Below are 23,485 nucleotides of genomic sequence, written 5' to 3'. Positions count from 1 at the left end.
CGAATGTGCCGAGCGCGCTTCAATGCGGGCTGGGAGCCGCCTCGGAGTCCGGTAGGAACACGCGGAAACTGGCGCCGTTGCCGGGGGCGGTGTCGAGGTCGACTCGGCCGCCGTGGGCGCGGACGATGGCGGCGACGATGGACAGCCCCAGCCCCGCGCCGCCGTCGGACCTGGATCTGCCCTGGCTGACCCGGTAGAGGCGGTCGAACAGGTGCGGCACGTGCTCGGGTGACACGCCGGGCCCGGTGTCCGACACCTCCAGCACGGCCATGCCGCCCGACCTGCCTACCTTGACCGTGACAGCGGCGTCGGGCGGCGTGTGGCACAGCGCGTTGCCGACGAGGTTGGCGGCCACCTGACGCAGGCGGGCCTCGTCGCCGACGATCGAGACGGGCGCGAGCGGGCCGCCGAGCCCGGCCAGTTTGACCTGCCGGTCCGGTACGCGTACGCGGACGTCGCGGATCGTGTCGGCGGCCACTTCCAGGAGGTCGACGGGACGCCGGTCGAGAGGGCGTTCCTCGTCGAGCTGGGCGAGCGCGAGCAGGTCGTTGACGAGCACGCCCATTCTGGCGGCCTCGTCCTCGATCCTGCGCATCGCCTCGTCGGCGTCGCCGCCGCCCCTGCGGTGCAGCTCGGCGAAGCCGCGCACGGAGGTGAGCGGGGTGCGCAGTTCGTGCGAGGCGTCGGCGAGGAAGCGCCGCATGCGGGCCTCGGAGTCGGTCCTGGCGGCGATCTCGGACTCCAGGCGATCGAGCATGACGTTCATGGCGCCGGCCAGGCGGCCCGGCTCGGTGTGCGGGTCGTGGCCGTGGACGCGGCGGGCGAAATCGCCGCGGGCGATGTGCCCGGCCGTGGCCTCCATCCTGGTCAGGGGGCGCAGGCCGAGGCGTACTACGGCGTCGGCGGCCAGGCCGAGCAGAAGCAGCACGAACGCGCTCACCGCGGCGGCGATGGCGATGGCCGAGGCCTGGGTCTGCTCGATCTCGGCGAGCGACTGGGCGACGACCAGGGCGGCGCCGTCCGGCAGGTCGATGGCGCGGACGCGCCAGGACGCGCCCGTGGTGCCGGGCACGGTGTAGGGGACGCCGGTCTTCACCTCGTCGATGACGGGGGCCGGCTGGTCCTTCTCGGCCGGGATTCGGGCCTGGAGCGTCCCGTCCGGGCTGAAGAGCATGATCTGCTGGAGGGCGGCGATCCGCCGCGCGAGCAGCTGGGTGAGGTCTGCCGGTGCGACCGGCCGGGGTGTGACCGTCCAGAAGCCCCTGACGCTGGCGATCTTGGCGAAGCTCTCGAGCTGCCCGTCCACCCGATTGATCATGTTGTCGCGCAGCAGCATGACGCCGACGACGTTGGAGAGCACGAGCCCGACCGCGGTGAGCCCGAGAATGGCCATGACCAGGCGAGTGCGGAGCGTCCACTTGGCGGGTCTCATCTCGGGGTCCTCAGCGTGTAGCCGACGCCGCGCACGGTGTGGATGAGCTGCGGCTCCCATTTGTCGATCTTCTTGCGCAGGTAGTAGACGTACGACTCGACGATGCTGGAGTCGCCGTCGAAGTCGTAGCGCCAGACGCTGTCGAGGATCTGCGCCTTGCTCACCACCCGGCCCGCGTTGGTCAGCAGGTATTCGAGCAGGTTGAATTCGGTGGGCGACAGGTCGACCGGCACGCCGGCCCGGCGCACCTCGTGGGCCTGCGGGTCCAGCTCCAGGTCGGCGTAGCGCAGGATGTCGTCCGGGGGCTGGGAGCGGCTGCGCCGCAGGATGGCGCGGATGCGCAGCACCACCTCCTCCAGGCTGAACGGCTTGGCCACGTAGTCGTCGGCGCCGAGCGTGAGGCCCTGGACGCGGTCCTCGACCCCGTCGCGGGCGGTCAGGAACAGCACCGGGATGCGCTCGCCCAGGCGCCTGGCGACCTCGAACCCGTCGAAATCCGCCAGCATCACGTCGAGCACCACGATGTCGGGCTCGAACTCCCTGGCGGCCATCACCGCCTCCGCACCCGTCTCCGCCGTCCTGACCTCGAACGAGACCAGTCGCAGGGTCTGCGAGAGCAGGGCGCGGATGTTGGGCTCGTCGTCCACGACGAGCACTCTGGCCGGTCGATCCATGGTCAAGGTGTACCCGAGCCAGCTCAATGCCAGCTCAAAGCGCTCACTTCAGGAAGAAGACCGGCCCGCGTGCTCTGAACGGCAGGGAGGCGCCCTGCGGCACCAGGAACGCGTGCTCCCTCCGGATGCGCAACACATCGCACTGACCGTCGGTGATCACCAGGATGGGACCGTCCGGCGGGAAGTCGCCGGCCTGTTCGAGCAGCTTGACGCCCGGCTGGAGGATCGTGCCGCCGCGGCCGCGCACCCTGACCTTGCCCGCGATCTCCTCGACCGGCAGGTATCCCGCGTCGTAGGCGGTCGCGTCGCAGAAGACCACGCGGGCGCGGGGCACGTCGCGGGCGGCGGCGTAGGAGGCGATCGCGCCGAGCGCCTTGCCGAGCAGCTTCACGTCCATGGAGCCCGAGGTGTCCAGCACGACCCCGAACGTGGGCCTGCGCACCACCTCCTCCGGCCGTATCCGGCCGGGCCGCGGGATGTCCGGGCTCGACGCCTGCCTGCGGGAGGCGCGGGCGTAGGAGCGCCGCCTCTCCTCGGGCTGGAAGTGCTCGTCGAACCACCGCGCGAGCTGGGCGTCCCAGGGCAGCGGCGGCTGGTCGAGCGCGCGGATCTCCTGTTCGAGCCCGGCGGGCAGGAACCCGCGCCCGCTCGACTGGTGGTAGGCAAGCCCGGTGCAGAGGGCGTTGCGGTAGTAGTCGTCGAGGTCGACGTACCCGCCGGCGCGGCGCGGCGGGCGGTCGAGCACGTCGCCGAGCCCGCGTCCGCGCAGGGTGGCCAGTTTCCTGATGCGCCGCAGGTCGGTGGCGATCCGGTCGTAGACCGCCTCGGCGGACAGGCCGCTCAGCGACTGGTCGAACAGCAGCCCCTCGGGCATCTCGCCGACGCCCATCTCGACCAGCCAGCCGTTGATCACGTAGTCGCAGGCGACGTTCCACAGGTACGGGTCGCGCAGGCCGCACCGCTCACCGTGGCGCAACGCGGCGTGCAGCATCTCGTGGGCCAGCACGAAACGCCATTCGGGCTCCGAGTGATGGGCGAGCGGGTTGACGTAGATCTCGCCCGCCTCGGCGCTGACCGCGGCGATCGAGATGTCCCAGCCTCTGGCCAGCTCCGCGTCCGAGACGATCTTCATGCCCGCGGCCAGCGCGCCGAGCAGCGGATATGACGACACGAACCAGCGCAGCGCCACGTCCCAGGGCCCCTTGACGTGCCCTTCGACAGGGGTGCGCGGCTCGCCCGCCCGGTCGAGCGCGGTGGTGGCCGCCTCGGCGATGCCGATCGCGAACGTCCGCTGGAAGTCCAGGTCCTCGGCCAGCTTCGCCGAGCCGATGTGGAAGTCGGGCCGGCCGAGCGGCCGGAACCGGGCGGGGACGCCGAGCCTGCGCCACCGCTCCGACAGCGCCACCTCGTCGTGCTCGGGCAGGTCGCCGGGGAGCGGCGCGGGGCAGCGGCCGAGCTTCAGCGTGCGCAGGAACCGCTCCACGGCCACGCAGCAGGCGGCGTGGTAGGCGGGGTCGGGGCGGTCGCCGTCGACGTCCTTGGGCGCGCAGCCGCGCGGGTCCGCGTGGCCGAAGCCGAGGTGCAGCAGGAGGTGGGCGAAGACCCACGACCATTCCTCGGCGGGGGCGCGGCGTTTGGGGTGGTGACGCACGTCGCCGTCGTCGGTGACGATCGCCCAGGTGTCGTTCGCCAGCTCTCCGTCCTCGGCCTCCGTCAGGTAGCTGTGGAAGACGCGGAACAGCGGCTGCCGGCTGACGGCGTTCCAGCCCTTGTGGACCTCGGCCCGCCACGGGTCGGCCTTGGCCTTTCGCCGGCTCATGACCGGGCCGCCATCAGCCGCGGCACGTCCCTGCCGACCTCGACCAGGAACCAGGTGGGCAGCGCGGGCACGCCGTCGGCGTTGTTGGCGATGACCAGCTGGGCGCATTCGAGGGAGATCTCGGCCAGCTCGACCAGCAGCGTCTTGGCGCGGAAACCCAGGTCGCGGCCCCGGCCGGAGGCTCCGCGCTTGTCCGCGGGCAGCTCCTTGATCAGGCGGACGCGAAACGCCTCCGCCAGGAAGTAGAGCAGGTCGCGCTCCTCGGGCCGCCGGGGCCAGGGAGCCTCCCCCTTCAGCACGGCCTCCAGGTCGTACGCGTGCCGCACGGTCTTGACGTAGGCGCGGAAGGCGGAGGCGTGCGTGGCGGTGAGCGTGCCGAACGCCAGCATCGCGAGGGTCTCGTCGGCCACGTCGTCACCGTAGGAGACGAGCACGTCCGACAGCATGTGCCAGGCCCGGGGCGAGGAGAACGGCTCCTCGGTCTTCGGCGGCGGGCTCCACAGGTGGTCGGGCCGCTGCACCAGGTAGTCGATGATCCACGGGTGGATGCCGTTGACGGCCAACCACTTCAGCCAGTCGTCGGCCGAGGCCCGCAGGTGGACGTGGACCAGCCGGTTGATCAGCGCGGAGGCCATCGGGCGGGCCAGCGCGTTGTCGGTGGCCCGGTTGCCCGCGCCGATCACCACGGAGCCGGCTGGCAGCTCGTACGTGCCGATCCTGCGGTCCAGGATCAGCGAGTAGAACGCCTTCTGCACCTCGGGCGCGGAGGCGTTGAGCTCGTCCAGGAACAGGCAGTAAGGCTCCGCCCTGGCGATCGACTCGGGCGGCGCGAACCGGCTGCGCCCGTTCACCAGCTCGGGCACGCCGATCAGGTCCTCGGGAGCGAGCTGGGTGCCGAGCAGCGTCACGCACTCCAGGCCGAGCGAGCCGGCGAACTCGCGCACCAGCGAGCTCTTTCCGATGCCGGGCGCGCCCCACAGGAACACCGGGCGTACCACGGCGACGTGCAGCAACAGCTCGGGGAGCTGCGCCGGAGTCACCGTGACCGTTGCCTGCATGCCGTCCAGGGTGACGAATCGGCACGGCACGCGCATCACATTTATTGCTTTGCCCGCCTGATCAGCCCCGGCCTACAGTGACACGCATGTCATGCATGTTCTCCTGCCAGGTTTTCATTCGCATCCGCCACAGCCGGGCTCTGGCCCGCTAGCGGACGCGATCAACCGAGGCTGAGCGTCCGCACGCGCGCCCAGGGCCCTTCGAGACCCGTTTCACTCTCGAGGACCCGAAAGGGCAGTGCTGTGGCGCAGAATTTCGCGCACGGAAATTATTCTCACACCCAGAAGAAGGCCAGGACCGGCGGTGGCGGCCGCACGCCCAGAGATCGGGCGCGGCGCACGCTCTCGCAGAATTTCATGGCCGACAGGCATGCCGTCGAGCTGATGGTGAAGGCCGCCGCTCCCGAAGGGCTCGTGCTGGAGCCCGGGCCGGGGGAAGGGGCGCTCACCTTGGCGCTGGCCGAGGCGGGCGCGCGGGTCGTCGGCTACGAGATCGACCCCCTGCTGGCCGGGCGGCTGGCCGCGCGCACCCGCAACGATCCCCGGATCGACGTGGTCAGGGGCGACTTCACGGTCGCGCGGGCGCCGCGCGAGCCGTTCGCGGTCGTGGGCAACATCCCCTACTCGGTGACGTCGAAGATCGTGGACTGGTGCCTGCGGGCGCCGGGCCTGACCTCGGCGACGCTGCTCACCCAGCGGGAGTACGCCCGCAAGCGCGCGGGCGACTACGGCCGCTGGAGCCTGGTCACGGTGGAGTCGTGGCCCTGGTTCGGCTGGCGGCTCGGCGACACGATCGGCAGGGAGAGCTTCCGTCCCGTGCCGTCGGTCGACTCGGCGATCCTGCGCATCCAGCGGCGCCCCGAGCCGCTCGTGACCGGCCGGCGCTCCTACCAGGAGCTGGTCGAGCTGGGGTTCGGCGGCGTCGGCGGGTCGGTGCGCGCCTCACTGCGGACCCGCTACCAGGGGGTGGACGCCGCGCTGGAGGCCGCGGGCGTGGCCCGCGGCACCGTCGTGGGCCACGTCCACCCGGATCAGTGGATCACGCTGTGGAGGTGGCTATGCCGGTGAGGTGACCTTGGGCCCCGCCGTGGGCTGCACGGCGGGGGCCAGTCGCGGGGCCGTCGCGTCGCGGCGGCCCCACGGCATGGCCAGCGCCAGGATCGGCAGCAGCACGATCGACCACCGCGACCAGCTGCCGTGCTGAATCCACCAGCCGTTGAAGTCGAACTGGGTCATGTAGAGGTAGCCGTACGCCGCCCAGAACGAGGTGCCCAGGATGGCCGGCCAGGCGAACCTCGTGGGCCTGGCGATCAGGAACGGCATGAACCACAGCAGGTATTGAGCGCCGAGCCGGGGGGTCATGACCATGAAGACGAGCAGGATGGCCATCGTCATGTCGATCGGGTCGGCCCGCCGCCAGATGACGATCACGAGGATGACGCTGAGGTAGATGAGGTTCGTGCCGAACGAGGCCAGCTCCGGCTTCAGCGCCCACTGCCCCTCGGTGAACCAAGGGGTCCAGCCCCACTCGCCGACGATCGGCCGGATGTCCCTGATGGTGTCGATGACCGCGGGGATCTGCTTGAGCGACGTGCCCGCGAAGACCGGCAGCGTGACCAGGAAGAACAGCGGCACCAGCCCGGTGGTGAACAGGCCGGCGACCCGGGAGCGCAGGTTGGGCAGGAGCAGCAGCATGCCGGGGATCAGCCAGATCGGCCAGCTCTTCGCGCACAGCGCCAGGCCCATCAGCAGCCCCGCCAGCGCGCCCCGCTTGAGGCCGGCCAGGTCGTCGGAATCGGGCAGCAGGGCGCGGTGCAGCATGCCGCCGCGGCCGATCACGCGCGGGATCGAGGCGCGCACGCCGTACGCCGCCACGCCGTTGCGTACCTTGGCGACCACGTCGGTGACCATGCCGGCCCGCTCCGGCGCGCCGGGGCCGCGGGCGACGACGAACGCGGCCACGCCGAACATGAGCGCGACCGGCTCGACCTGGCCGTGCACGGAGGCGACCAGCAGGGCGAGCGGGTTGAGCGCGTACTGCAGGGCGCGCAGCGACGCCTTCGGGCCGCCGGCCAGCTTGGCGACCAGCGGGATGAGCACGATGTCGGCGACCACGGTGACCAGGCGTCCGCCGTATTCCCACGGGATGCCGAGCCACAGCAGGATGCCGTACACGTAGGGGATGGTCGGCAGGAAGTGCCAGCCGCCCTCACTGGCCAGTACGGGGTCCTCGCCCCGCACCACGGCCTCGCCCGCCGGCTTGAAGCTCTCCATGAAGTCGACGGGCTGCCATGAATCGATCGCCGAGGTGTACATGATGAGCACCCGCACGGCAACGCCCACGACGATCGCGACGACGAGAGGTGGCCGCCAGTCGCGCCACTGGGCGACGAGGGCGAACAGGACACCGGCGACGAGGACTATCCCCGTGAGGACTGCGTAATCCATGACGGCATCTAGCCTGCCGTAACAATCTGAGTGCCGCCACCTGGGGTTCCGATTCTTATCCCCGACATGCCGACACGTATGGCGATAGAGCATCACTGTCTGTGTTGAACTTTTTCCATGGGGGGATCGCAGGTCAATCAGGCACTGGTCAGGCTCTACTTCGAGGTGAGGAATGGGCTGCGCGACCCGGTCGCGGCCTGGGCGAAACTCACAGGGAACTCTCAGCAATACATCCGGGCGAGAGGTGAGCGGCGGGTGCCGCTCGACGACGGCACCGCCGCCGAGCTGGTCGCGGCCGCGATCGTGCACACCGCCGCGCAGCACGGCGCCGAGCGGGTGGCGGCGCTGGCCACCTCGCCGCTGGCGCGGCTCGTCGGCGGGCTCGGCGGCGCGGTGCTGACCGAGCATCCGTGCGCGCCGGAGCAGGTGCTGGGGCCGCGCTTCGCCGGTCCGAGGGCCGAGGACTGGGCGCGGGCGGCGTACGTGCTGCTGTGGGGCGAGAACAACCGGCTGGTACGGACGGCCGACACGCCGTGGGTGATCCCCGGGCGGTACAAGGGCCAGAAGGTGGTCGCGATCGGCACCCACCCGACGCGGCTGTCGGACGAGACCATGGTCGTGCGGCCCGGCACGGACGGGGCCCTGGCCATGGCCATGGGGCACGTGCTGCTCAAGGAGTTCTTCCTGGGCCGGACGCCGTTCGCCGAGCACGCCATGGAGCGCACGGACCTGCCGTTCCTGGTGCGGCTGCGGCCCAGGGAAGAGGCGTACGTGCCCGGCGGGGTGGTGCTGGGGCGGGTCTGCGACCGGCTCACCGTGTACGGGGGCGAGGCGGTCGAGGTGCTGCTGCCGCGCTTCGACGACGGGCCCGGGGTGCTGCGGCGCGGTGTGCCGGTGCTGCGGGACGGCGACGACCTGGTGACGACCGTGTTCGATCTGCTGCTGGCGGTCTACGGGGTGGGGCGGCCTGGACTGCCGGGCGGCTGGCCGGACGGGTACGACGACCGCGCCGAGCCGTACACGCCCGGCTGGCAGGAGGCCTGCACCGGCGTGCCCGCGTCGCGCGCGCTGAAGATCGCGCGCGAGCTGGGCGTGACGGCGGAGAAGACCGGCGGGCGGTGCGTCATCGTGCCGGGCCGGCTCGAGACGCCGCATGCCGACACCGCCTACCGGGCGATGCTGGCGCTGCTGGTGCTGACCGGGTGCGGCGGCGGCTGGGCGCAGGTGGGCGGGGCGGGGATCCCGCTGGTGCCGTACCTGTGCCTGCACGCCTGCGGCGAGGACCGCTCGGACGTGGGCGCGCTGAGCTGGGCGCTGGCCGAGGGGCTGTTCGAGCGCCGCACGTCGCGGTCGGTGCTGCTGGAGGCGGTGCGCGACGGCTGGCCGATGGCGCCGCCGCCGCGCGTGCTCGCGCTGCCGAGGCCGATCTATCCGCTGCCGCCCGGCGTGGACCTGCTCATCGGGCCCGACGACCACTGCGACCTGTCGCAGCCGGACGCGGAGCTGGTGGCCGACGCGGTGGCGAAGCTGGCCGGCCGCACGGCCGTGGCCGAGCCGGGCGGCCGGGCGGAGGGCGGGCGGATGCGGCTGCTGGTGGACCACGCGTGGATGCACGAGTACGGCGAGGCGCTGCCGACGTACCGCCCGCCGGGCCTGGGCGTCCCGCTCAAGCCCACTCAGCTCGTCCGCGTCAGGTGAGCCCGTTCCCCTGGGGCCCCGCCCCTTGGCGAGGGGCGGGGCGGGTGCCGCGGGTCAGAAGCCGGCGGTGATCCTGGTGAACTCCCAGTCGGACTGGGCGATGCCGCTGCAGTTCGACACCACGCCGCCGCCGGGGCACGGGCGGTCGCGGTTGACGGCCCAGTACGCGAGCCTGGTCAGGCCCTTGGACCTGGCCCAGTCACGGATCTGCGTCCAGGTGGACGGGGTGGTGAGCTCCTGCTGGTCGGACAGGCCGTTCATGCCGGAGATGCCCATGCGGGCGTACGCCTGCGCGTCGGTCCAGCCGAAGGCGCTCTTGAGCGCGTTCTTCAGCCCTTCGGAGGCGTTGACCGTGTCCTGGTAGATGTTGGGGCTGCCGAAGTCGAACGGCATGATCGTGTAGTTGTCGATCGGCACGCCCAGCGCCCTGGACTGGTTGATCAGCCGGATGCCGTGGGCGTTCGGGCCGGTCCTCGTGGTGCCGAAGGTGACGACGACCTTGACGTTCGGGTTGTTCTGCTTGACGATCTTGAGGCCGTTCAGGATCCGGTCCTGGACGGTGTAGTTCTCGAACTCGTCGGTGTTCTCGATGTCGAAGTCCACGACGGCGGGGCCGACGGCGTTGATGACCTGCTGCACCGCGTTCGCGAACGCCTGCGGCGTGGAGCAGTTGGGCCCGAGCTTGTTGCCCGACCAGCCGCCGAAGGAGATCTGGACGCTGCCGCCCTTGGACTTGATCGTGTTGATCGCCTGCTGGTCGGCGCCGCCGGTCAGCGGACGGTTGCCGTCCCAGGCCGGGGTGCAGCCGCCGCTGGACAGGATGAACGCCATCGTGAACGACCTGACGCCGGTCGCGTCCATGACGGTGCCCGGGTTGGGCGGGTTGCCCCAGCCCATGTAGAGGTACGGCGCTCCGGCCATCTTGCCGGGGTTGCTGCAGCCGCTCGTGGTGGCGGTGGCGTTGCGGCCGGTCGACTCGCCCGCAGAGTTGTACGCCTTCACGGTGTAGGTGTGCGTCGTGCACGCGCCGAGGCCGGAGATCGTCGCGCTGGTGCCGGTGACCTGGGCCCGCTGGGTGGAGCCCTCGTACACGCGGTAGCCGGTCACCGTTCCGGAGGAGGCGCCCCAGCTGAGCGAGATGCTGGAGCTGGTGACGGACGTGCTGATCGTGCCCGGCTGGCCGGGCGCGCCAGTGCCGCCCGAGGTGGTGGCCGTGACGGAGTTGCTGTTGCCGGAGAGGTTCCCGGCGGCGTCGCGGGCCCGGACCGTGTAGGTGTAGCCGGTGTTGGCCGCGCGGCCGGTGTCGGTGTAGGTCGTGCCGGTCACGGTCGTGACCAGGGTGCCGCCGCGGTAGACGTTGTAGCCGGTGACGCCCACGTTGTCGGTGGAGGCGTTCCAGGCCAGCGAGACGCTGCTGGAGGTGACGCCGGTCGAGCGGAGGCTGCCGGGCACGGACGGCGCGGTGGTGTCGCCGCCGCCCCCGGTGCCGGCCTTCCAGAGGGCGGGCACGTTCGGCGGCTCCCAGCCGGGCTGGGAGGTGTGGGCCTGGAGGCAGACGTAGTCGACGCCGTTGTAGGTGACGACCGCGCCGACGGCGTAGGAGGTCCACGGGGCCCAGGCGGCGGCCATCTGCTGGACCGCGCCGTGGGCGGCGGGGGCGCCGGTGGCGAGCCCGGCACCGGTCAGAGCGAGGACCGTGCCGGCGAGTAATGCGGTGAGTTTGCTGCGAAATTTCATGGCATTCCCTGGAGGTGCGGCTTGACGGTCTTGGAGAAGGACCAGTTGTTGCTGGCGTCCCAGTTGATGGACCAGGTCATCGCGCCCCTGATGTCCGGGTAGGCGCGCGGCGGCACGAAGGTCCCGCAGCTGGTCCGCTTGGCCAGGCAGTCGAGCGCCTGGTTGACGAGGGAGGGCTGAACGACGCCGCCGCCCGCGGCGCCGGGCCCGGCCGGCAGGCCCAGCGCGACCTGGTCGGGGCGCAGGCCGCTTTCGAGCTGGATGCAGGCCAGCGCGGTCATGAAGTTCACGGTCCCCTGCCCGTACGCGAAGGCCTGGTCGCAGCCGAGCATGGAGCCGGAGTTGTAGAACTGCGTGTGGACGACGGTGAGGATGTCCTTGATCGACAGGGCGAGCTTGAAGTACTCCATCCCGGTCGACTGCATGTCGATGGTCTGCGGGGCCATGGTGATGATCAGGTCCGCGCCGGCCTTCGAGCGCAGGGAGCGCAGCGCCTGGGCCATGTAGGTGGCGTTGAGGCCGTTCTCCAGATCGATGTCCACGCCGTCGAAGCCGTAGCTCCGCATGAGCGCGTACACCGAGTCGGCGAACCTCGTCGCGGCGGCGGAGTCGGCGACCTGCACGCGTCCGGCCTCGCCGCCGACGGACAGGATGACCTTCTTGCCCCGCTGGTGCAGGGCCTGGACGTCGGCCTTGAACTGGGCGTCGGTGTAGCCGCCGACCGCCGTGGCCAGGCCGGGGTCGAGCGCGAAGACGACCTCGCCCGGGGTGGCCGTGGCCTCGCCGAACGCGATCGCGACCAGGTCGTACTCGTTGGGCACGGCCGAGAGTTTGAGCTCGGTCGCGGCGTTGACGAAGTTGTGCCAGTAGCCGGTGAGGAAGTGCTTGGGCAGCGTCCCGCCGCCGCCCGTGCAGCCGGCGGTGGTGACGGTCACGGGGTCGCCGGGAGCCGACTCCCCTTCGGCGTTGTACGCCTTGACGGCGTAGGTGTGGGTCTCGCACGCGCCGAGGCCAGTGTTGACACGCCGAAGTCGCATGCGTACAGCGCGTAAACGATCTGGGCTGTTTGGCGCGGCGTCGACTTTCGGGGCCCCCGTTCCACCGGAGTGATGGGTCGGGGCCTCCCCGGTTGTCATTGCCCGCGCCGGCATGGCCGGGTCGCAGGGAACCTGCCGCCCTGGATCGGACCGCACGCGGGACGTGCGTCGCCGCCCGGGGTTGAACGTGGGGGACCAGTGCGCCCAAGACCGTTCGGGGCGTGCCGCTGCGCGGGGCGCGCTCCCGCCCTGCGCCGAGGAACGGTGAGAGCGCGAGCCGTTCATGACCACGTCCACGCGCATGGAATTGAGATGCTGGCTGGGGCGTCCAACCGGACGTTCCAGTCCGTCATGGCCGTGAAGGTGCCGTTGCTGACGGTGACCTTACCGTCGAAGCCGGAGCCCCAGTCGGCGACCTTGACGAAGGTCGCAGTGGCCGCAGCGGCCTGGGCGGGCGGGCCGATGAGGCTCAATGCGAAGTTCGCGAACGCCAAGAGGATCGCGCAGTGTTTCACGGTTCTTCCTTTGGGGTGTGACGTGCCGCACGGCTCGCGCCGGGGGGTGAGAGCGACGAACCGTGCGGCACGGGCAGTGGCCCAGGGCCGGAAGGCTTTGCGGAGGCAGTAAGGTTTTGTCCGATTGATGATTACTTTTAGGAAAGTTTCCTAAGAGTTGTCGCGATCGTAGCTTTGACAATCCGTCCTTACAAGACCCAAAACATGGTTCCGCCGTACAAGGCACGGGGCCTTGTACGGCGGAGAGCGGTGCGGTCTACGGTTGCTGGGTGATCCTGACGTCGTCGACGCCCGCCTCGACCAGGGAGGCCCCTGATGCGTCGGCCGCGTCGATGAGGATGCGGACCGTCTGGCCCGCGAAGGCGTTCAGGCCGGCCGTGGCCGTGGCCCACGCGCCGTTGCGGTTCGAGGCCGCGCCGGTCTGGTTCAGCACGGTGGTCGTGGTGTTGCCCACCACGCGGACCCGGAAGTAGTCGGCGCTGGAGGAGTTCGAGCCGTGCGCCAGATACCACGACAACGACAGGTTCAGCGAGCCTGTCGACGGCAGGGTGATCGGCGGCGACTGGATCGACGTGACGCCGCCGTCGATGTCATTGGCGCCCGCCGAAGAGCCCGCCAGACGGCCGGTGACCAGGCCGTTCGTGCCGCTGACCGTCGTGCCCAGCTGCTTGGCGCCCGACGAGGTGGTGGCCTCGGGGTCGCCCTGCTCCCACTGGCCCAGGGTGGCGGCGTCGGTGGCGGACGGGTTCACGGTCCAGCCGGTCGCCGTCTCGAACGTGTCGGAGTAGACGGTCACCGGCGGGTTGCCGGTGCCGCAGTACTGGGCCTCCTTGCCGATGATCCGGTAGACGCAGTCTGAGTATTCGAGGAAGCGGAGCACGGCCTCTCTGTTGCGGGTGGTCTGGGGGCCGATCTGCTCGTCGGGTGGGTAGAAGCCGGGGCTGGAGGTTCTCGGGTACATCTCGAAGGTGAAGCTGAAGATCTTGTAGACGCCCCACATCCAGTCGTCGATGGTGCCGTCGGTGATGTAGAGGTCGCTGGCCTGCTCGGGCGTGTAGCTGTTGGTGGAGGCCATGTTCTGGCCGAGCGTGGCGTGCGCGTCCCTGTCGTCCTGGGTCAGGCCCGGCGCGGTGTCGTTGTAGGTGTAGCCGTACGGCCACAGGATCAGCTCGCTGTAGGTGTGCCAGTCGATGTGCGCCTTGAGCTGCTGCGTGCCGCCGACGACGCGGCTGCGTACCCAGTTGGCCGCCGCCCTGACCTCCGGCGCCGACTCCGCGCTCGCGCCGCGGTAGGTCTCGCTGGACGTCGAGCCCGAGGAGCCGCCGCAGCAGCCCCAGTTGTAGGCCCAGTTGCGGTTCATGTCGGTGCCGACGGCCGAGGAGCCGGAATTGGGCTGGCGGTTCTTGCGCCAGGAGCGGTAGGTGCCGGTGGCGATGTCGTACTCGCCGCCGTCCGGGTTCATGTCCGGCATGATCCAGATCTCTCTGGTGTTGACCAGGTCGGTGATCCGGGAGTCGGTGCCGTAGTTGTCGGCGAGCAGGTGCATGATGTACAGCGCCATCTCGACCGTCAGGTGCTCGCGGGCGTGCTGGTGCGCGGTGAACAGCACCTCCGGCTCGGCCTCGTCGGTGCCCACGTTGTCGCTGATCTTGATGAGGCGCAGCGCGCGGCCCTCGTACGACGTGCCGTACGTCGTCTGGCTGACGATGTTCGGATGGGCCGCGACCAGGGCGTTGATGTTCGCGGTCATCTCCGCGAAGTTGTGGTAGCCGGAGTCCGCCGGCGGGAAGTCAAGCGCCCCGGCGGCGGACGGGGGTGTCGGGCGCGGCACCTCCGCCACCCGGTAGCCGAGCCGCTTGATGGCGGCGACCTCGGCTTCCGTGGCCGTGACCAGGACCGCGTCCGCGGTCACCTCCTCGATGGCCGCGCCGGTCGCGGCGACGGCGCTGCGCTGCCGCGCGTCGGCCGGTCCTTCCACGCGATACTGCCTGTTGGGCGGTGGCTCGGCGGAGGCGCCCGCCCCGGTCATGCCGGTAAGGCAGATCAGGCTGAGGGCGGCCAGCAGGATGACTAATCGGCGATTCACCTTGTCCTCCTCAGGCGCTCGGGATCTCGGGTTTGACCGGCGCCTGAACTGAGAGTGAAGACGTCACGATCTCCCGGATAGGCCCAAATTTCCGGACATGAGGATTAGGACGTCCTCCAGCGGATCGCTCGCCAGGGCCGGAACTTCGGCGTCATCCGCCGCGTAGCCGGCCTGAGCGCGTCTGCCAGCCAGGGTCGGCGGGGACCCTGGCTGAGAGGACGTCAGAATCTGTCGCGGACCCGGCGACATCGGGATCTGTCGCGGACCCGGCGACATCAGGATCTGTCGCGGACCCGGCGACATCAGAATCCGTGCGGACCCGGCGAGATCAGAATCCGTGCGGACCCGGCGACGTCAGAAGTCGTCGGCCGTGCGGATGCGGTCGCGGACCCAGACGCCGGCCGGCTTGAGGCGGGAGGTGCCGGCGAAGGGGCCGTTCGGGCAGGTGCCCTGGGTGAAGACGGCGCCCGAGCGCATGTCGTCGGAGTAGTTCCAGTTCACCCAGCTGATCTTCTTCTGCGCCATGAGATCCACATACTGCTGCGATCTCGTGAAGTTGTTCCCTCCGTCGCCGGAGGCCGTCTGCGTGCCGAACTCCGTGACGAACATCGGGATCCGGTCGGCGGCCCTGGACAGCGTGTTGAGGTACTCGGTGCCGTGGGAGGCGGCGTAGAAGTGGAACGTGTACATGATGTTGGTGGCACTGACCGGATTGTTGATGATCTCGGTCTCGCTCGCGCCGTCGGAGACGCCCAGTGACGACCAGGCGCGCGTGCCGACCAGGATCGGGGTCTCGGGGTCGTACTGCCTGATCACCGGGATGAGCTGGTTGGCGTAATTCCTGATCGTGGACCAGGAGACCCCGTTGGGCTCGTTGGCGATCTCGTAGAGCAGGTTGTTCTTGCCGTTGTGCCGCTGGGCGATCTCGGTGAAGAAGGTCCTGGCCCTCGACAGGTTGTAGTTGGGGTCGCCCGGGGTGAGCATGTGCCAGTCGACGATGGCGTACATGCCCCGCGCGGTGGCCTGCTCGATCAGGTTGTGCACGCGGTCGGTGAACAGCCGCGGGTTGGTCTCGTAGCCGTCCTCCTGGATGTACATGGAGATGCGCAGGACGTCGGCCTTCCAGTCGCCGGCCAGCGCGTCCAGGGAGGCGGTGTTGAGGCACTGGTAGTACCACTGGAGGCCGTGAGAGCTCATGCCGCGCAGCTGGATCTGCTTGCCCTGCTCGTTGCAGAGCTTCACGCCGCACACCCTGAGCTGGCCGTTGGCCTGCACGGGCGTGCCTCCGGCCGAGCCGGTCGAGACGGTCAGCCGGTCCAGGTTCGGGCCGCCGCCGGACGTGGTGGCTGTGGCGCGCACAGTGTTGGCGCCGGCGTTCAGCGTGGTGGTGAGGGAGGTTTCCTGCCAGGTGGCCCATGCGCCGGTGCCGGGGAAGTCCTTGGTGGTCGTGGTGTCGTTCACGGCGATGGCCATGGGGCGGTTGGCGGTGGTGCCGTTGGCGTATCTGAAGGTCAGGGTGGCGGGGCCGGCCGTGGCGTTGTCGAGGGTGAACTCGACGTACGAGCCGGTCACGTTGGCGTAGTTGACGAATCCGGTGCCGCTGTAGCCGGCGTGGTTCGACTCGGCCACGCCCTGGGAGATCGTGGCGCTCTCGGCCTCGTACGTGGTGGCGGCCTGGGCTGGAGCGGCGTGTAAGGAGGCGATGACGATCGCGGCCAGAGCGGCGAGCCGCATGGATCGATGCATGAGGGGTGCTCCTCCGATATTGATTAGGAAACTTTACTAACCAGTAAGAGGAGCGTAGATCGGTGACCTGTCAGGGGACAAGACCCAATTTGACCGTCGCGGTCAAGCCTGCAGCACGGTGATGACCCCGCGCCGATGAGGGCCACCACCGCCGCCGACGACATCAGGAACGACCAGCCGGCCAGTTGCCACAGTTACAGCCGCATGCCCACCCACTTGAAGGTCAAGAGGTATTGAGCCGTCCGATGCGCTCCACCATCTCGTCGGGGTCGTCGTCGAAGGCGTGCCAGAAGACATGCTCCACACCGAGCGCCCGCGCCTCTGCCAGGTCCCCGGCGACCTGCTCGACCGACCCGGTCAGCGGCATCCGCTCGTCCAGCGGCCGCTCCGTGATCGGCCCGTTGACCTGGGCGACCAGCGGTCCCTGGCCCTTGCCGTACGTCTGGACGGCCTCCCTGAGCTGGTCCCAGGCGAACACCACCACGGTCAGCCCCAGCCCTAGCCTGGCCGCCCGCTCGATCGCGGCCGGCGCCCCCGCACCCGCCAGCAGCGTCAGCCCGGTGGGCTTCGGGCCGATCTCGGACTCGGGAATGGTGTAGAAGCGGCCCTCGAAGCTCACCGGGTCGGGGCCCCAGCAGGCTCGCATCGCGGCGAGGTGCTCCTCGAAGCCCGCGCCGCGCCGCCTGGCGGGGACGCCGGTTGCGTCGAACTCCTGCTGCATCCACCCCTGCCCCAGGCCGATCATGGCGCGCCCGCCGCTGAGCCTGTCCAGCGTGGCCAGGCGTTTGGCCAGCACGACGGGGCTGTGGAAGAGCGCGTCCACGACGCTCGTACCGAGCCGGATCGTGCTGGTCTTGGCCGCGACGTACGCCAGCGTCTCCAGCGGGTCATAGACGATCGCGTTGTTGTCGGGCAGCGGCATGGACTGGTCGGTGCCGGCGAACACCGCCTCGGCCGGCCGCAGCAGCCGCTCGAACGCCCACACCGCCCCCAGCCCTGCCCGCTCGGCCGCCTGTGCCACCCTGACGATCGCCTCCGGGTCCGCCTGCCGCCCCGATGTGGGGAGGCCGATTCCGAGATCCATATCTCGCTCCTCTCTGTTCGCCTGTTTGACCGGAATGACAGAGCAAAGTCATCGTTTACAGGGTCCCTCTTTCGTGATGGATTCGGGCAATGACCGTGCAAGGTACGTGTGACCCGAGGTTCTCCCAGGTCGCGGAGGAGTTCGAGGCCAACCTCGCCTCCCGCGGCGAGGCCGGCGCGTCGGTGTGTGTGATCGTCGGCGGCGAGGTCGCCGTCGACCTGTGGGGCGGCCAGGCGAAGCCCGGCGTCCCGTGGGAGCGGGACACGATCGGCCACGTCTGGTCGTGCACCAAGGGCGCGACCGCGCTCTGCGCCCATATTCTGGCCGCGCGCGGCGAACTCGATCTCGACGCGCCGGTCGTGCGCTACTGGCCCGAGTACGCCGCCAAGGGCAAGGACTCGACGCTCGTCCGGCACCTGCTCGCCCACCAGGCGGGGCTGCCCGCGCTGCGCGAGCCGCTGCCGGTCGGCGCGTTCTACGACTGGAAGCTGATGGCCGACCGGCTCGCACAAGAGGAGCCGTTCTGGGAGCCGGGCACCGCGCACGGGTACCACGCGTTCACCTTCGGCTATCTCGTCGGGGAGGTCGTGCGGCGGGTGAGCGGGCGCTCGCTCGGCACATTCTTCCGCGAGGAGGTGGCCGAGCCGCTCGGGCTGGAGTTCTGGCTCGGGCTGCCGGAGGAGCAGGAGGGCAGGGTCGCGCCGACGATCCCCGCCGACCCGCCGCAGGCGCCCCCCACGTTCTACGTCAGGGCGTTCACCGAGCCGGCCTCGATCCCCGCGCTGCTGCTGGCTCACGAGGGCGGCTACATGGCGCTCGGCGAGTCCGACAGCCGGGCGGCGCACGCGGCCGAGTTCGGGGGCGTCGGCGGGATCACGAACGCGAGGGGCCTGGCGGGGATGTACCGGCCGCTGTCGCTCGGCGGCGGCGACCTGGTCAGCCGGGAGCACCTGACGGTCATGTCGCTCACCGCCGCGGCGGCCGTCGACACGGTGCTGGCCGTGCCGACGCGCTTCTCCCTGGGATACATGAAGGCGATGGACAACCGGCACCTGCCGCCCGCCGACAGCGAGGGGGCGCTGATGTCGGCGACCGCGTTCGGGCACGCGGGGATGGGCGGGTCTGTCGGGTTCTGCGATCCGGCGGCGCGACTGGCGTTCGGCTACACCATGAACAAGCAGGGCACGGGGCTGGGGATCAATCCGCGTGGGCAGGCCATGGTGGACGCGACGTACCGGGCGCTCGGCTACCGGCAGGCCTATGGGGGGATCTGGTACTCACCAGGGGATTAATCACGCGATACCGTGACACGTCACCTCTCCTGTCCCCCGGAGCGAGCAGCATGTTCTTCGGTATCACGGATTTCTGGGCCTACCTGATCGGCGCCTTCCTGATCATCCTCCTGCCCGGGCCGAACTCCCTGTACGTCCTCAGCTTCGCCGCCCGGCACGGCGTGGGCCAGGGCTACAAGGCCGCGGCCGGCGTCTTCGCCGGCGACGCGGTGCTGATGTTCCTGGCCGCCGCCGGCGCCGAGTCCCTGCTGCGCTCGAACCCGACGCTGTTCACGATCGTCAAGTACGCCGGCGCCGGCTACCTGGCCTGGACCGGCTTTAGGATGATCAAGGGCGCCTGGCGGGCGTGGCGGGCCAGAGCGGCCGCCGCCGACTCTCCCGAGATCGTCGTGGAGCACCAGCCGCGCCCGTTCCGCAAGGCCCTGGTGATCAGCCTGCTGAACCCGAAGGCGATCCTGTTCTTCGTCTCGTTCTTCGTCCAGTTCGTGGATCCGTCCTACGGGGCGCCGGCGCTGTCGTTCCTGATCCTCGGCGCGGTGATCCAGGTCTTCAGCTTCCTCTACCTGACTGCGCTGATTTTCGGCGGCACCTTCCTGGCCAAGCAGTTCCGCCGGCACCGGAGGCTCAGTGCCGGGCTGACCTCGTGCGTCGGCGTCGTTTTCCTGGGCTTCGGCGCGAAGTTGGCCACGGCTTCACTCAGCTGAAAGCAAGGTTCAAGGCTCTGCTGATTTGGTTGGGAACAGATGGAACGTGTCAAAAGAGGCAGTCGCACCATCACAGCTCGGGTACGGTAGGCCACCGGCGCGCTTCCCGGGACATGGGAGTGGCCGCTCTGGTTAGTGCGAGCGGTCCATCTGGAAAGACCTGGTCCCTTGAAGCCCGGGTAGTCGCTGATCGTCGGCCTATCTGCGGAGCAGCCTTGAACCATCCTCCGGTCACCCTCCCCCGCCTCACCGCTCTCGCCCGGCAGGCGGCCCCCCAGCTGCTCGAAGCCGTGGTGGCGCCGCTGGCGGTGTTCTATCTGGCCATGGTCGTCCTCGGATTCAAGTGGGCGCTCGTCGCGACCGTCGCCTGGGTCTACCTCGGGGTGGCGTGGCGGCTGATCAGGCGGATCAAGGTGCCCGCGACCATGTGGCTGGCCGCGTTCGCGATCACCATCCGGGCGCTCGTGTCGTTCTGGACGGGCACGTGGATGTGGTTCTTCATCCAGCCCGAGATGGGCACGATCTGCATCAGCATGGCGTTCCTCGCCTCAGTCCGGCTGAACAAGCCGCTCGTGCAGAAGCTCACGCTCGACTACATCCACCTGCCGTCGGCGGTGCTCAAGCATGAGCGGATCCGCAGGTTCTTCGCCAGGATCACGCTGCTGTGGGCGTTCGTGCTGCTGATGAACTCGACGCTGAGCATCGCCCTGGCCGTCTACGAGTCGCTGGCCGGGTCGCTGGGCGCGTTCATGGTGCTGCGGACCTCAGCGGTGGCCGTGATCAGCGGGCTGGCGATCACCTTCTCGATCCTCGCCTTCAAGCGCGTCCTGCGCCGGCTGCACGTCGCCCACACCTGACCACTCGGCCAGAACTGACATCAGCGCGGGGGAGCTTGCTCCCCCGCAGACAAGACGTCTCTTCCTCATTGGTCATCCGGGGGGCACGCGGGGGGCTTGCCCCCCGCGGGGAGCTCGACGGCCACCTCGAAGCCGTTGCCCGCCGGTCCGGCGGTCAGCGTGCCGCCCGCGAGCCGTACGCGCTCGCGCAGGCCCGCCAGCCCCAGGCCGCCGGGCCGCGCGGTGGGGCGGGCGCGCGGCGGCCCATTGCGCACGCTCACGCGGTGCGGCGCGACCGAGACCCGCACGGCCGCGCCGGGCGCGTGCTTGGCGGCGTTCGTCAGCCCCTCCTGGACCACGGCCCGGGCCAGGCCGGGCACCGGCCCGGGGGCCAGGTCCAGAGTGATCGACATGCCGGAGCCCCTGGCCCGCCGCACCAGCTCGGCCACGTTCTCGTCCACGGGCGCGAGCGGCGGCGTGTCGGAGTCCTCGCGCAGCAGCCCGATGATCTGGCGCAGCCGCTCCGTGGCGTCGGAGGCCGCCAGCCGCAGCTCCCCCGCCGCCTTGACCTGCGCCGGGTCGAGTCCGGGGGCCAGCTCGAGCCCGGCCGCCCGGACCGCGATCAGGGCCAGGTCGTGGCCGAGCGAGTCGTGCATGTCCCGCGCGATCCTGGCCCGCTCGCGCAGCCGGGCCTGTGCCTCGCCCGACAGCCTGGTCTGCCGCCGCTGCTGCAGGAGCCGGCGCCGCAGCAGCCCCAGCAGGTACGGCACGAGGTAGGTGCCGATGAGCGCGGTGGTCATGGACACCCACAGGGCCAGATCACCGCCCTTGGCCAGCACGACACCCACGCCGACGAGCACGATCAGGCCGAACGCCGCCAGCGCCGGCCAGGTCCTGACCAGGCGCCGGCCGGTGAGGTAGGCGTACCAGGCGATGAACGGTGAGGTGGCCAGGATCGGCAGGATCTTGACGTTGCGCCTGGGCAGCAGCCAGCTCAGGTCCACGGTCGCGAACCCCTCGCTGAACCGCCACGGCCCGAGCGGCAGCAGCAGCATCAGGGCGGCCAGCGGCCAGCGCCGGCCGACCAGCACCGCCACCGAGGCGAGGGCGAGCCTGGGCGCGGTCACCATGCCGAACGCGGCCGGATCCTTGAACGGGTCCGGCCCCATGGCGGCGATGAAGATGCCGAGGAAGATCCAGAGCAGCAGGTCGTAGACCACCTGGCGGCGGCTCTCCCGGCGCAGCAGGCGCAGATGCTTCACCGCACCGACGTTATCCGCCGCCCGGAGGCGCGGCCCTCGTCCAAAGGCAGGAGGCGACCCTGACGAAAGTCAGGTGAGGGAGTGCCGTCGCCTCGCGGGGGGACGGTACATCGGGAACGAGCCCGCCTCACGGAGTGAGGCCAGGGACACAGGTAGGGCGGAACGCACCGTCCAGGTATAGCTAGCCCCACCCCCAAAGCGCATACCTCCACTCCTGTGCCGGCCTGCCCGAACCGGTTGGATCGATGGTGTCACCCGGAGGTCACATCCCCGACCCTGACGAAAGTCGGGGGTAGTGGGTGCCGATCGTCCGATGTGCCATGACCTGCGGAGTTTCTACCTTCATAGGGTTACTCGGCCCTGACCCGCATCGGGGAAGGGTCCGAGTTCGACCCGGGGCATCCCCGATGTCCTGGGCCGCCTCGCACCGACACGCTGTGTGAGTGCCCTAACGATTGGAGTTCACGCTCATGTCGCACGCCATGCTCGACCTGGTTCAGCAGGTCATGTCGTCACCGTGGTTATACGCGGCGCTGTTCGCCCTGGCCGTGCTCGACGGGTTCTTCCCCATCGTGCCGGCCGAGACGTCGGTGATCACGGCGGCGGTCTTCGCCGCGTCCGGTGAGACGAACCTGGCCCTGATCATCGTGGTGGCGGCACTCGGCGCGTTCGCGGGTGACCACATCTCCTATCTGATCGGCAACAAGTCCGCAGGCCGGCTCCGCAACAAGAAGGCGTTCATCTGGGCGCGCGGCGCGCTGGAGGAGCGGGGCGGTCTCGTCCTGGTCGTGGCCAGGTACATCCCCGGAGGACGTACCGCGACCACGCTGACCATGGGCGCGGTACGCCACCCGCTGCGCTCGTTCACGTTCTTCGACGCGATCGCGGCGAGTTCGTGGGCCGTCTACTCGGCTCTGATCGGGTTCTTCGGCGGGATGGCGTTCGAGAACGACCCGATCAAGGGCCTGCTGCTGGGCCTGGGCATCGCGGTGTCCATCACCGTGGTCGTCGAGCTCGTGAGATGGCTTAGGAAGCGACGCGCCATCCAGGTTTCCCCAGAACGTCTTCCGGCGGACACGTCCGTTTGACGTTACCTGGCAACCATCCGTCTGAAAGGAGTGCGCATGACTGTGCTGGCCGCGGTGATCGCCCTGGTCGGTTCGCTGTTCTTCGCGCTCGGAGCCGCCCTGCAGCAGTTCGAGGCCGCCGGTACGGCCAAGCCGGGACTTCTCGCCCTGCTGCGGAGGCCGCGCTGGCTGCTCGGTGGCGCGTCCATCCTGGCGGGTGGTGGCCTGCACATCGTCGCGCTCGGACTCGGACCGCTGACCATCGTCCAGCCGATGGGCGTGGCCAGCCTGCTGTTCGCCCTGCCCCTCGCCGCCACGCTGCACGGGCGCAAGCCCTCCCGCAAGGAACTGGGCGCGGCGGCGGTGGTGGCGGCCGGGCTGATCGTCCTGGTGCTGCTGGTCCCGGAGTCCGAGGGACCCACCCATCTCGACCCGGACGGCGTGCTCACGCTGCTGGGCGTGTCCGGCGTCGCGGCGGTCCTGCTGTGGGCCGGCTCCAGGGCGGTCTCGCCGGCGGGCCGGGCGGCGCTGCTCGCGACCAGCTCCGGCGTCCTGTACGGCGCCACGGCCACGCTCATGCGCGTGCTCGTGGACGGCACCTGGAACTGGTGGTACCTGCTGGCGCTGCCGGTGCCCGCGCTGCTGGCGCTGATGATGCTGCAGCGCGCCTACGCCGTGGGGCACTTCGGCGTCTCCTTCGCCTCGCTGCAGATCGCCGACCCGCTGACCGCGGTGGCGTTCGGCGCGCTGCTGCTCGGCGAGCCGCTGCCGACCGGGATCGCCCCGATCGCGGCGGCCGCGCTGACCGCCGCCGGCACCATCGCCCTGGCCCGCACCAGCCCCCTGGAGGCCCGCAACGACCTCGCCTGATCCTCGCTCGTCGTCACCCGTTCTTCCCCCAGCCCTCCCCCAGCCGGGTTCTCTTGTGAATTTGGAGTCACCGTCATGGCCATGCCCCTGCACAGCGTCACCGACCGCACCCACCTCGCC

Annotated in this window: 19 protein-coding genes; 7 read left to right on the top strand and 12 right to left on the bottom strand. The window is 70.2% G+C overall.

The genetic code is table 11. From position 1 onward, the window contains the following. Positions 1-19: 19 nt before the first annotated feature. The 4 genes from EJK15_RS46935 to EJK15_RS46920 are packed head-to-tail and all read right to left on the bottom strand — an operon-like array spanning position 20 to position 4,983. The gene (locus tag EJK15_RS46935) at positions 20-1,432 is read right to left on the bottom strand and encodes a sensor histidine kinase (RefSeq protein ID WP_206061526.1); all 1,413 of its coding nucleotides are present in this window, start codon (positions 1,430-1,432) and stop codon (positions 20-22) included. Next, positions 1,429-2,106 carry a response regulator transcription factor gene (locus tag EJK15_RS46930; protein ID WP_138716957.1) on the bottom strand — a complete coding sequence of 226 codons (678 nt, stop codon included), beginning with the start codon at positions 2,104-2,106 and terminating at the stop codon, positions 1,429-1,431. Before EJK15_RS46930 ends, EJK15_RS46935 begins: the two co-directional genes overlap by 4 nt. A gap of 43 nt (positions 2,107-2,149) precedes the next feature. Next, complete coding sequence (locus EJK15_RS46925; protein WP_138716956.1) at positions 2,150-3,925, bottom strand: vWA domain-containing protein; 1,776 nt, start codon at positions 3,923-3,925, stop codon at positions 2,150-2,152. Next, complete coding sequence (locus EJK15_RS46920) at positions 3,922-4,983, bottom strand: AAA family ATPase (protein WP_138716955.1); 1,062 nt, start codon at positions 4,981-4,983, stop codon at positions 3,922-3,924. The genes EJK15_RS46925 and EJK15_RS46920 overlap by 4 nt, the downstream gene beginning before the upstream one ends. Before the next feature lie 243 nt (positions 4,984-5,226). On the opposite strand from EJK15_RS46920, the gene erm reads away from it, so the two are divergent. After that, a complete protein-coding gene (gene erm, locus EJK15_RS46915; RefSeq protein ID WP_138716954.1) occupies positions 5,227-6,051 on the top strand; it encodes an ErmE/ErmH/ErmO/ErmR family 23S rRNA (adenine(2058)-N(6))-methyltransferase in 825 nt (274 codons plus the stop codon). Here the strand turns inward: erm and EJK15_RS46910 are convergent. Then, entirely contained in the window at positions 6,040-7,431 is a 1,392-nt protein-coding gene (locus tag EJK15_RS46910; RefSeq protein WP_138716953.1) for a hypothetical protein, read from the bottom strand. The genes erm and EJK15_RS46910 overlap by 12 nt on opposite strands. A 117-nt stretch (positions 7,432-7,548) precedes the next feature. Here EJK15_RS46910 and EJK15_RS46905 point away from each other — a divergent pair, with 117 nt between their 5' ends. Then, complete coding sequence (locus EJK15_RS46905; RefSeq protein WP_138716952.1) at positions 7,549-9,129, top strand: molybdopterin-dependent oxidoreductase; 1,581 nt, start codon at positions 7,549-7,551, stop codon at positions 9,127-9,129. A gap of 54 nt (positions 9,130-9,183) precedes the next feature. On the opposite strand, the gene EJK15_RS46900 is transcribed toward EJK15_RS46905, so the two are convergent. The 6 genes from EJK15_RS46900 to EJK15_RS46875 form a co-directional block, all read right to left on the bottom strand. Then, positions 9,184-10,866 carry a carbohydrate-binding protein gene (locus EJK15_RS46900; protein ID WP_138716951.1) on the bottom strand — a complete coding sequence of 561 codons (1,683 nt, stop codon included), beginning with the start codon at positions 10,864-10,866 and terminating at the stop codon, positions 9,184-9,186. Further along, a complete protein-coding gene (locus EJK15_RS46895; protein ID WP_240777657.1) occupies positions 10,863-11,903 on the bottom strand; it encodes a chitinase in 1,041 nt (346 codons plus the stop codon). Before EJK15_RS46895 ends, EJK15_RS46900 begins: the two co-directional genes overlap by 4 nt. 281 nt (positions 11,904-12,184) lie before the next feature. Further along, positions 12,185-12,418, bottom strand: coding sequence for a cellulose binding domain-containing protein (locus tag EJK15_RS46890; RefSeq protein WP_138716950.1), 234 nt, complete (start codon positions 12,416-12,418; stop codon positions 12,185-12,187). Between the two features lie 256 nt (positions 12,419-12,674). Continuing rightward, on the bottom strand, positions 12,675-14,504 hold the full coding sequence (locus EJK15_RS46885; protein WP_206061525.1) for a M14 family metallopeptidase: 1,830 nt from the start codon (positions 14,502-14,504) through the stop codon (positions 12,675-12,677). Between the two features lie 354 nt (positions 14,505-14,858). Beyond that, entirely contained in the window at positions 14,859-16,250 is a 1,392-nt protein-coding gene (locus tag EJK15_RS46880; protein WP_138716949.1) for a cellulase family glycosylhydrolase, read from the bottom strand. Positions 16,251-16,473: 223 nt separating this feature from the next. Further along, complete coding sequence (locus EJK15_RS46875) at positions 16,474-17,334, bottom strand: TIGR03619 family F420-dependent LLM class oxidoreductase (protein WP_138716948.1); 861 nt, start codon at positions 17,332-17,334, stop codon at positions 16,474-16,476. 89 nt (positions 17,335-17,423) lie between these two features. Between EJK15_RS46875 and EJK15_RS46870 the strand changes: the two genes are divergently transcribed. From EJK15_RS46870 to EJK15_RS46860, 3 genes are all read left to right on the top strand, one after another. Further along, positions 17,424-18,626, top strand: a complete 1,203-nt coding sequence (locus EJK15_RS46870; protein ID WP_138716947.1) for a serine hydrolase domain-containing protein — start codon at positions 17,424-17,426, stop codon at positions 18,624-18,626. Between the two features lie 50 nt (positions 18,627-18,676). Continuing rightward, positions 18,677-19,330 carry a leucine efflux protein LeuE gene (leuE, locus tag EJK15_RS46865; RefSeq protein WP_138716946.1) on the top strand — a complete coding sequence of 218 codons (654 nt, stop codon included), beginning with the start codon at positions 18,677-18,679 and terminating at the stop codon, positions 19,328-19,330. A 215-nt stretch (positions 19,331-19,545) separates the two neighbouring features. Then, entirely contained in the window at positions 19,546-20,187 is a 642-nt protein-coding gene (locus tag EJK15_RS46860) for a VC0807 family protein (protein ID WP_138716945.1), read from the top strand. Positions 20,188-20,252: 65 nt separating this feature from the next. Here EJK15_RS46860 and EJK15_RS46855 read toward each other — a convergent pair whose 3' ends face one another. Beyond that, positions 20,253-21,428 carry a sensor histidine kinase gene (locus EJK15_RS46855; RefSeq protein WP_206061524.1) on the bottom strand — a complete coding sequence of 392 codons (1,176 nt, stop codon included), beginning with the start codon at positions 21,426-21,428 and terminating at the stop codon, positions 20,253-20,255. Between the two features lie 470 nt (positions 21,429-21,898). On the opposite strand from EJK15_RS46855, the gene EJK15_RS46850 reads away from it, so the two are divergent. Together EJK15_RS46850 and EJK15_RS46845 are read left to right on the top strand one after the other, a co-directional pair. Further along, positions 21,899-22,516: a DedA family protein gene (locus tag EJK15_RS46850; protein ID WP_138716944.1), complete on the top strand. Its 618-nt coding sequence runs from the start codon at positions 21,899-21,901 to the stop codon at positions 22,514-22,516. A 36-nt stretch (positions 22,517-22,552) separates the two neighbouring features. Next, positions 22,553-23,365: a DMT family transporter gene (locus tag EJK15_RS46845; RefSeq protein WP_240777656.1), complete on the top strand. Its 813-nt coding sequence runs from the start codon at positions 22,553-22,555 to the stop codon at positions 23,363-23,365. Positions 23,366-23,485: the final 120 nt, after the last annotated feature.

The sequence above is a fragment of the Nonomuraea basaltis genome, from assembly GCF_005893125.1.
GTDB lineage: Bacteria > Actinomycetota > Actinomycetes > Streptosporangiales > Streptosporangiaceae > Nonomuraea > Nonomuraea basaltis.
Note: the sequence above shows the minus strand (reverse complement) of the source record. Positions and strands in the feature narration are given on the sequence as shown.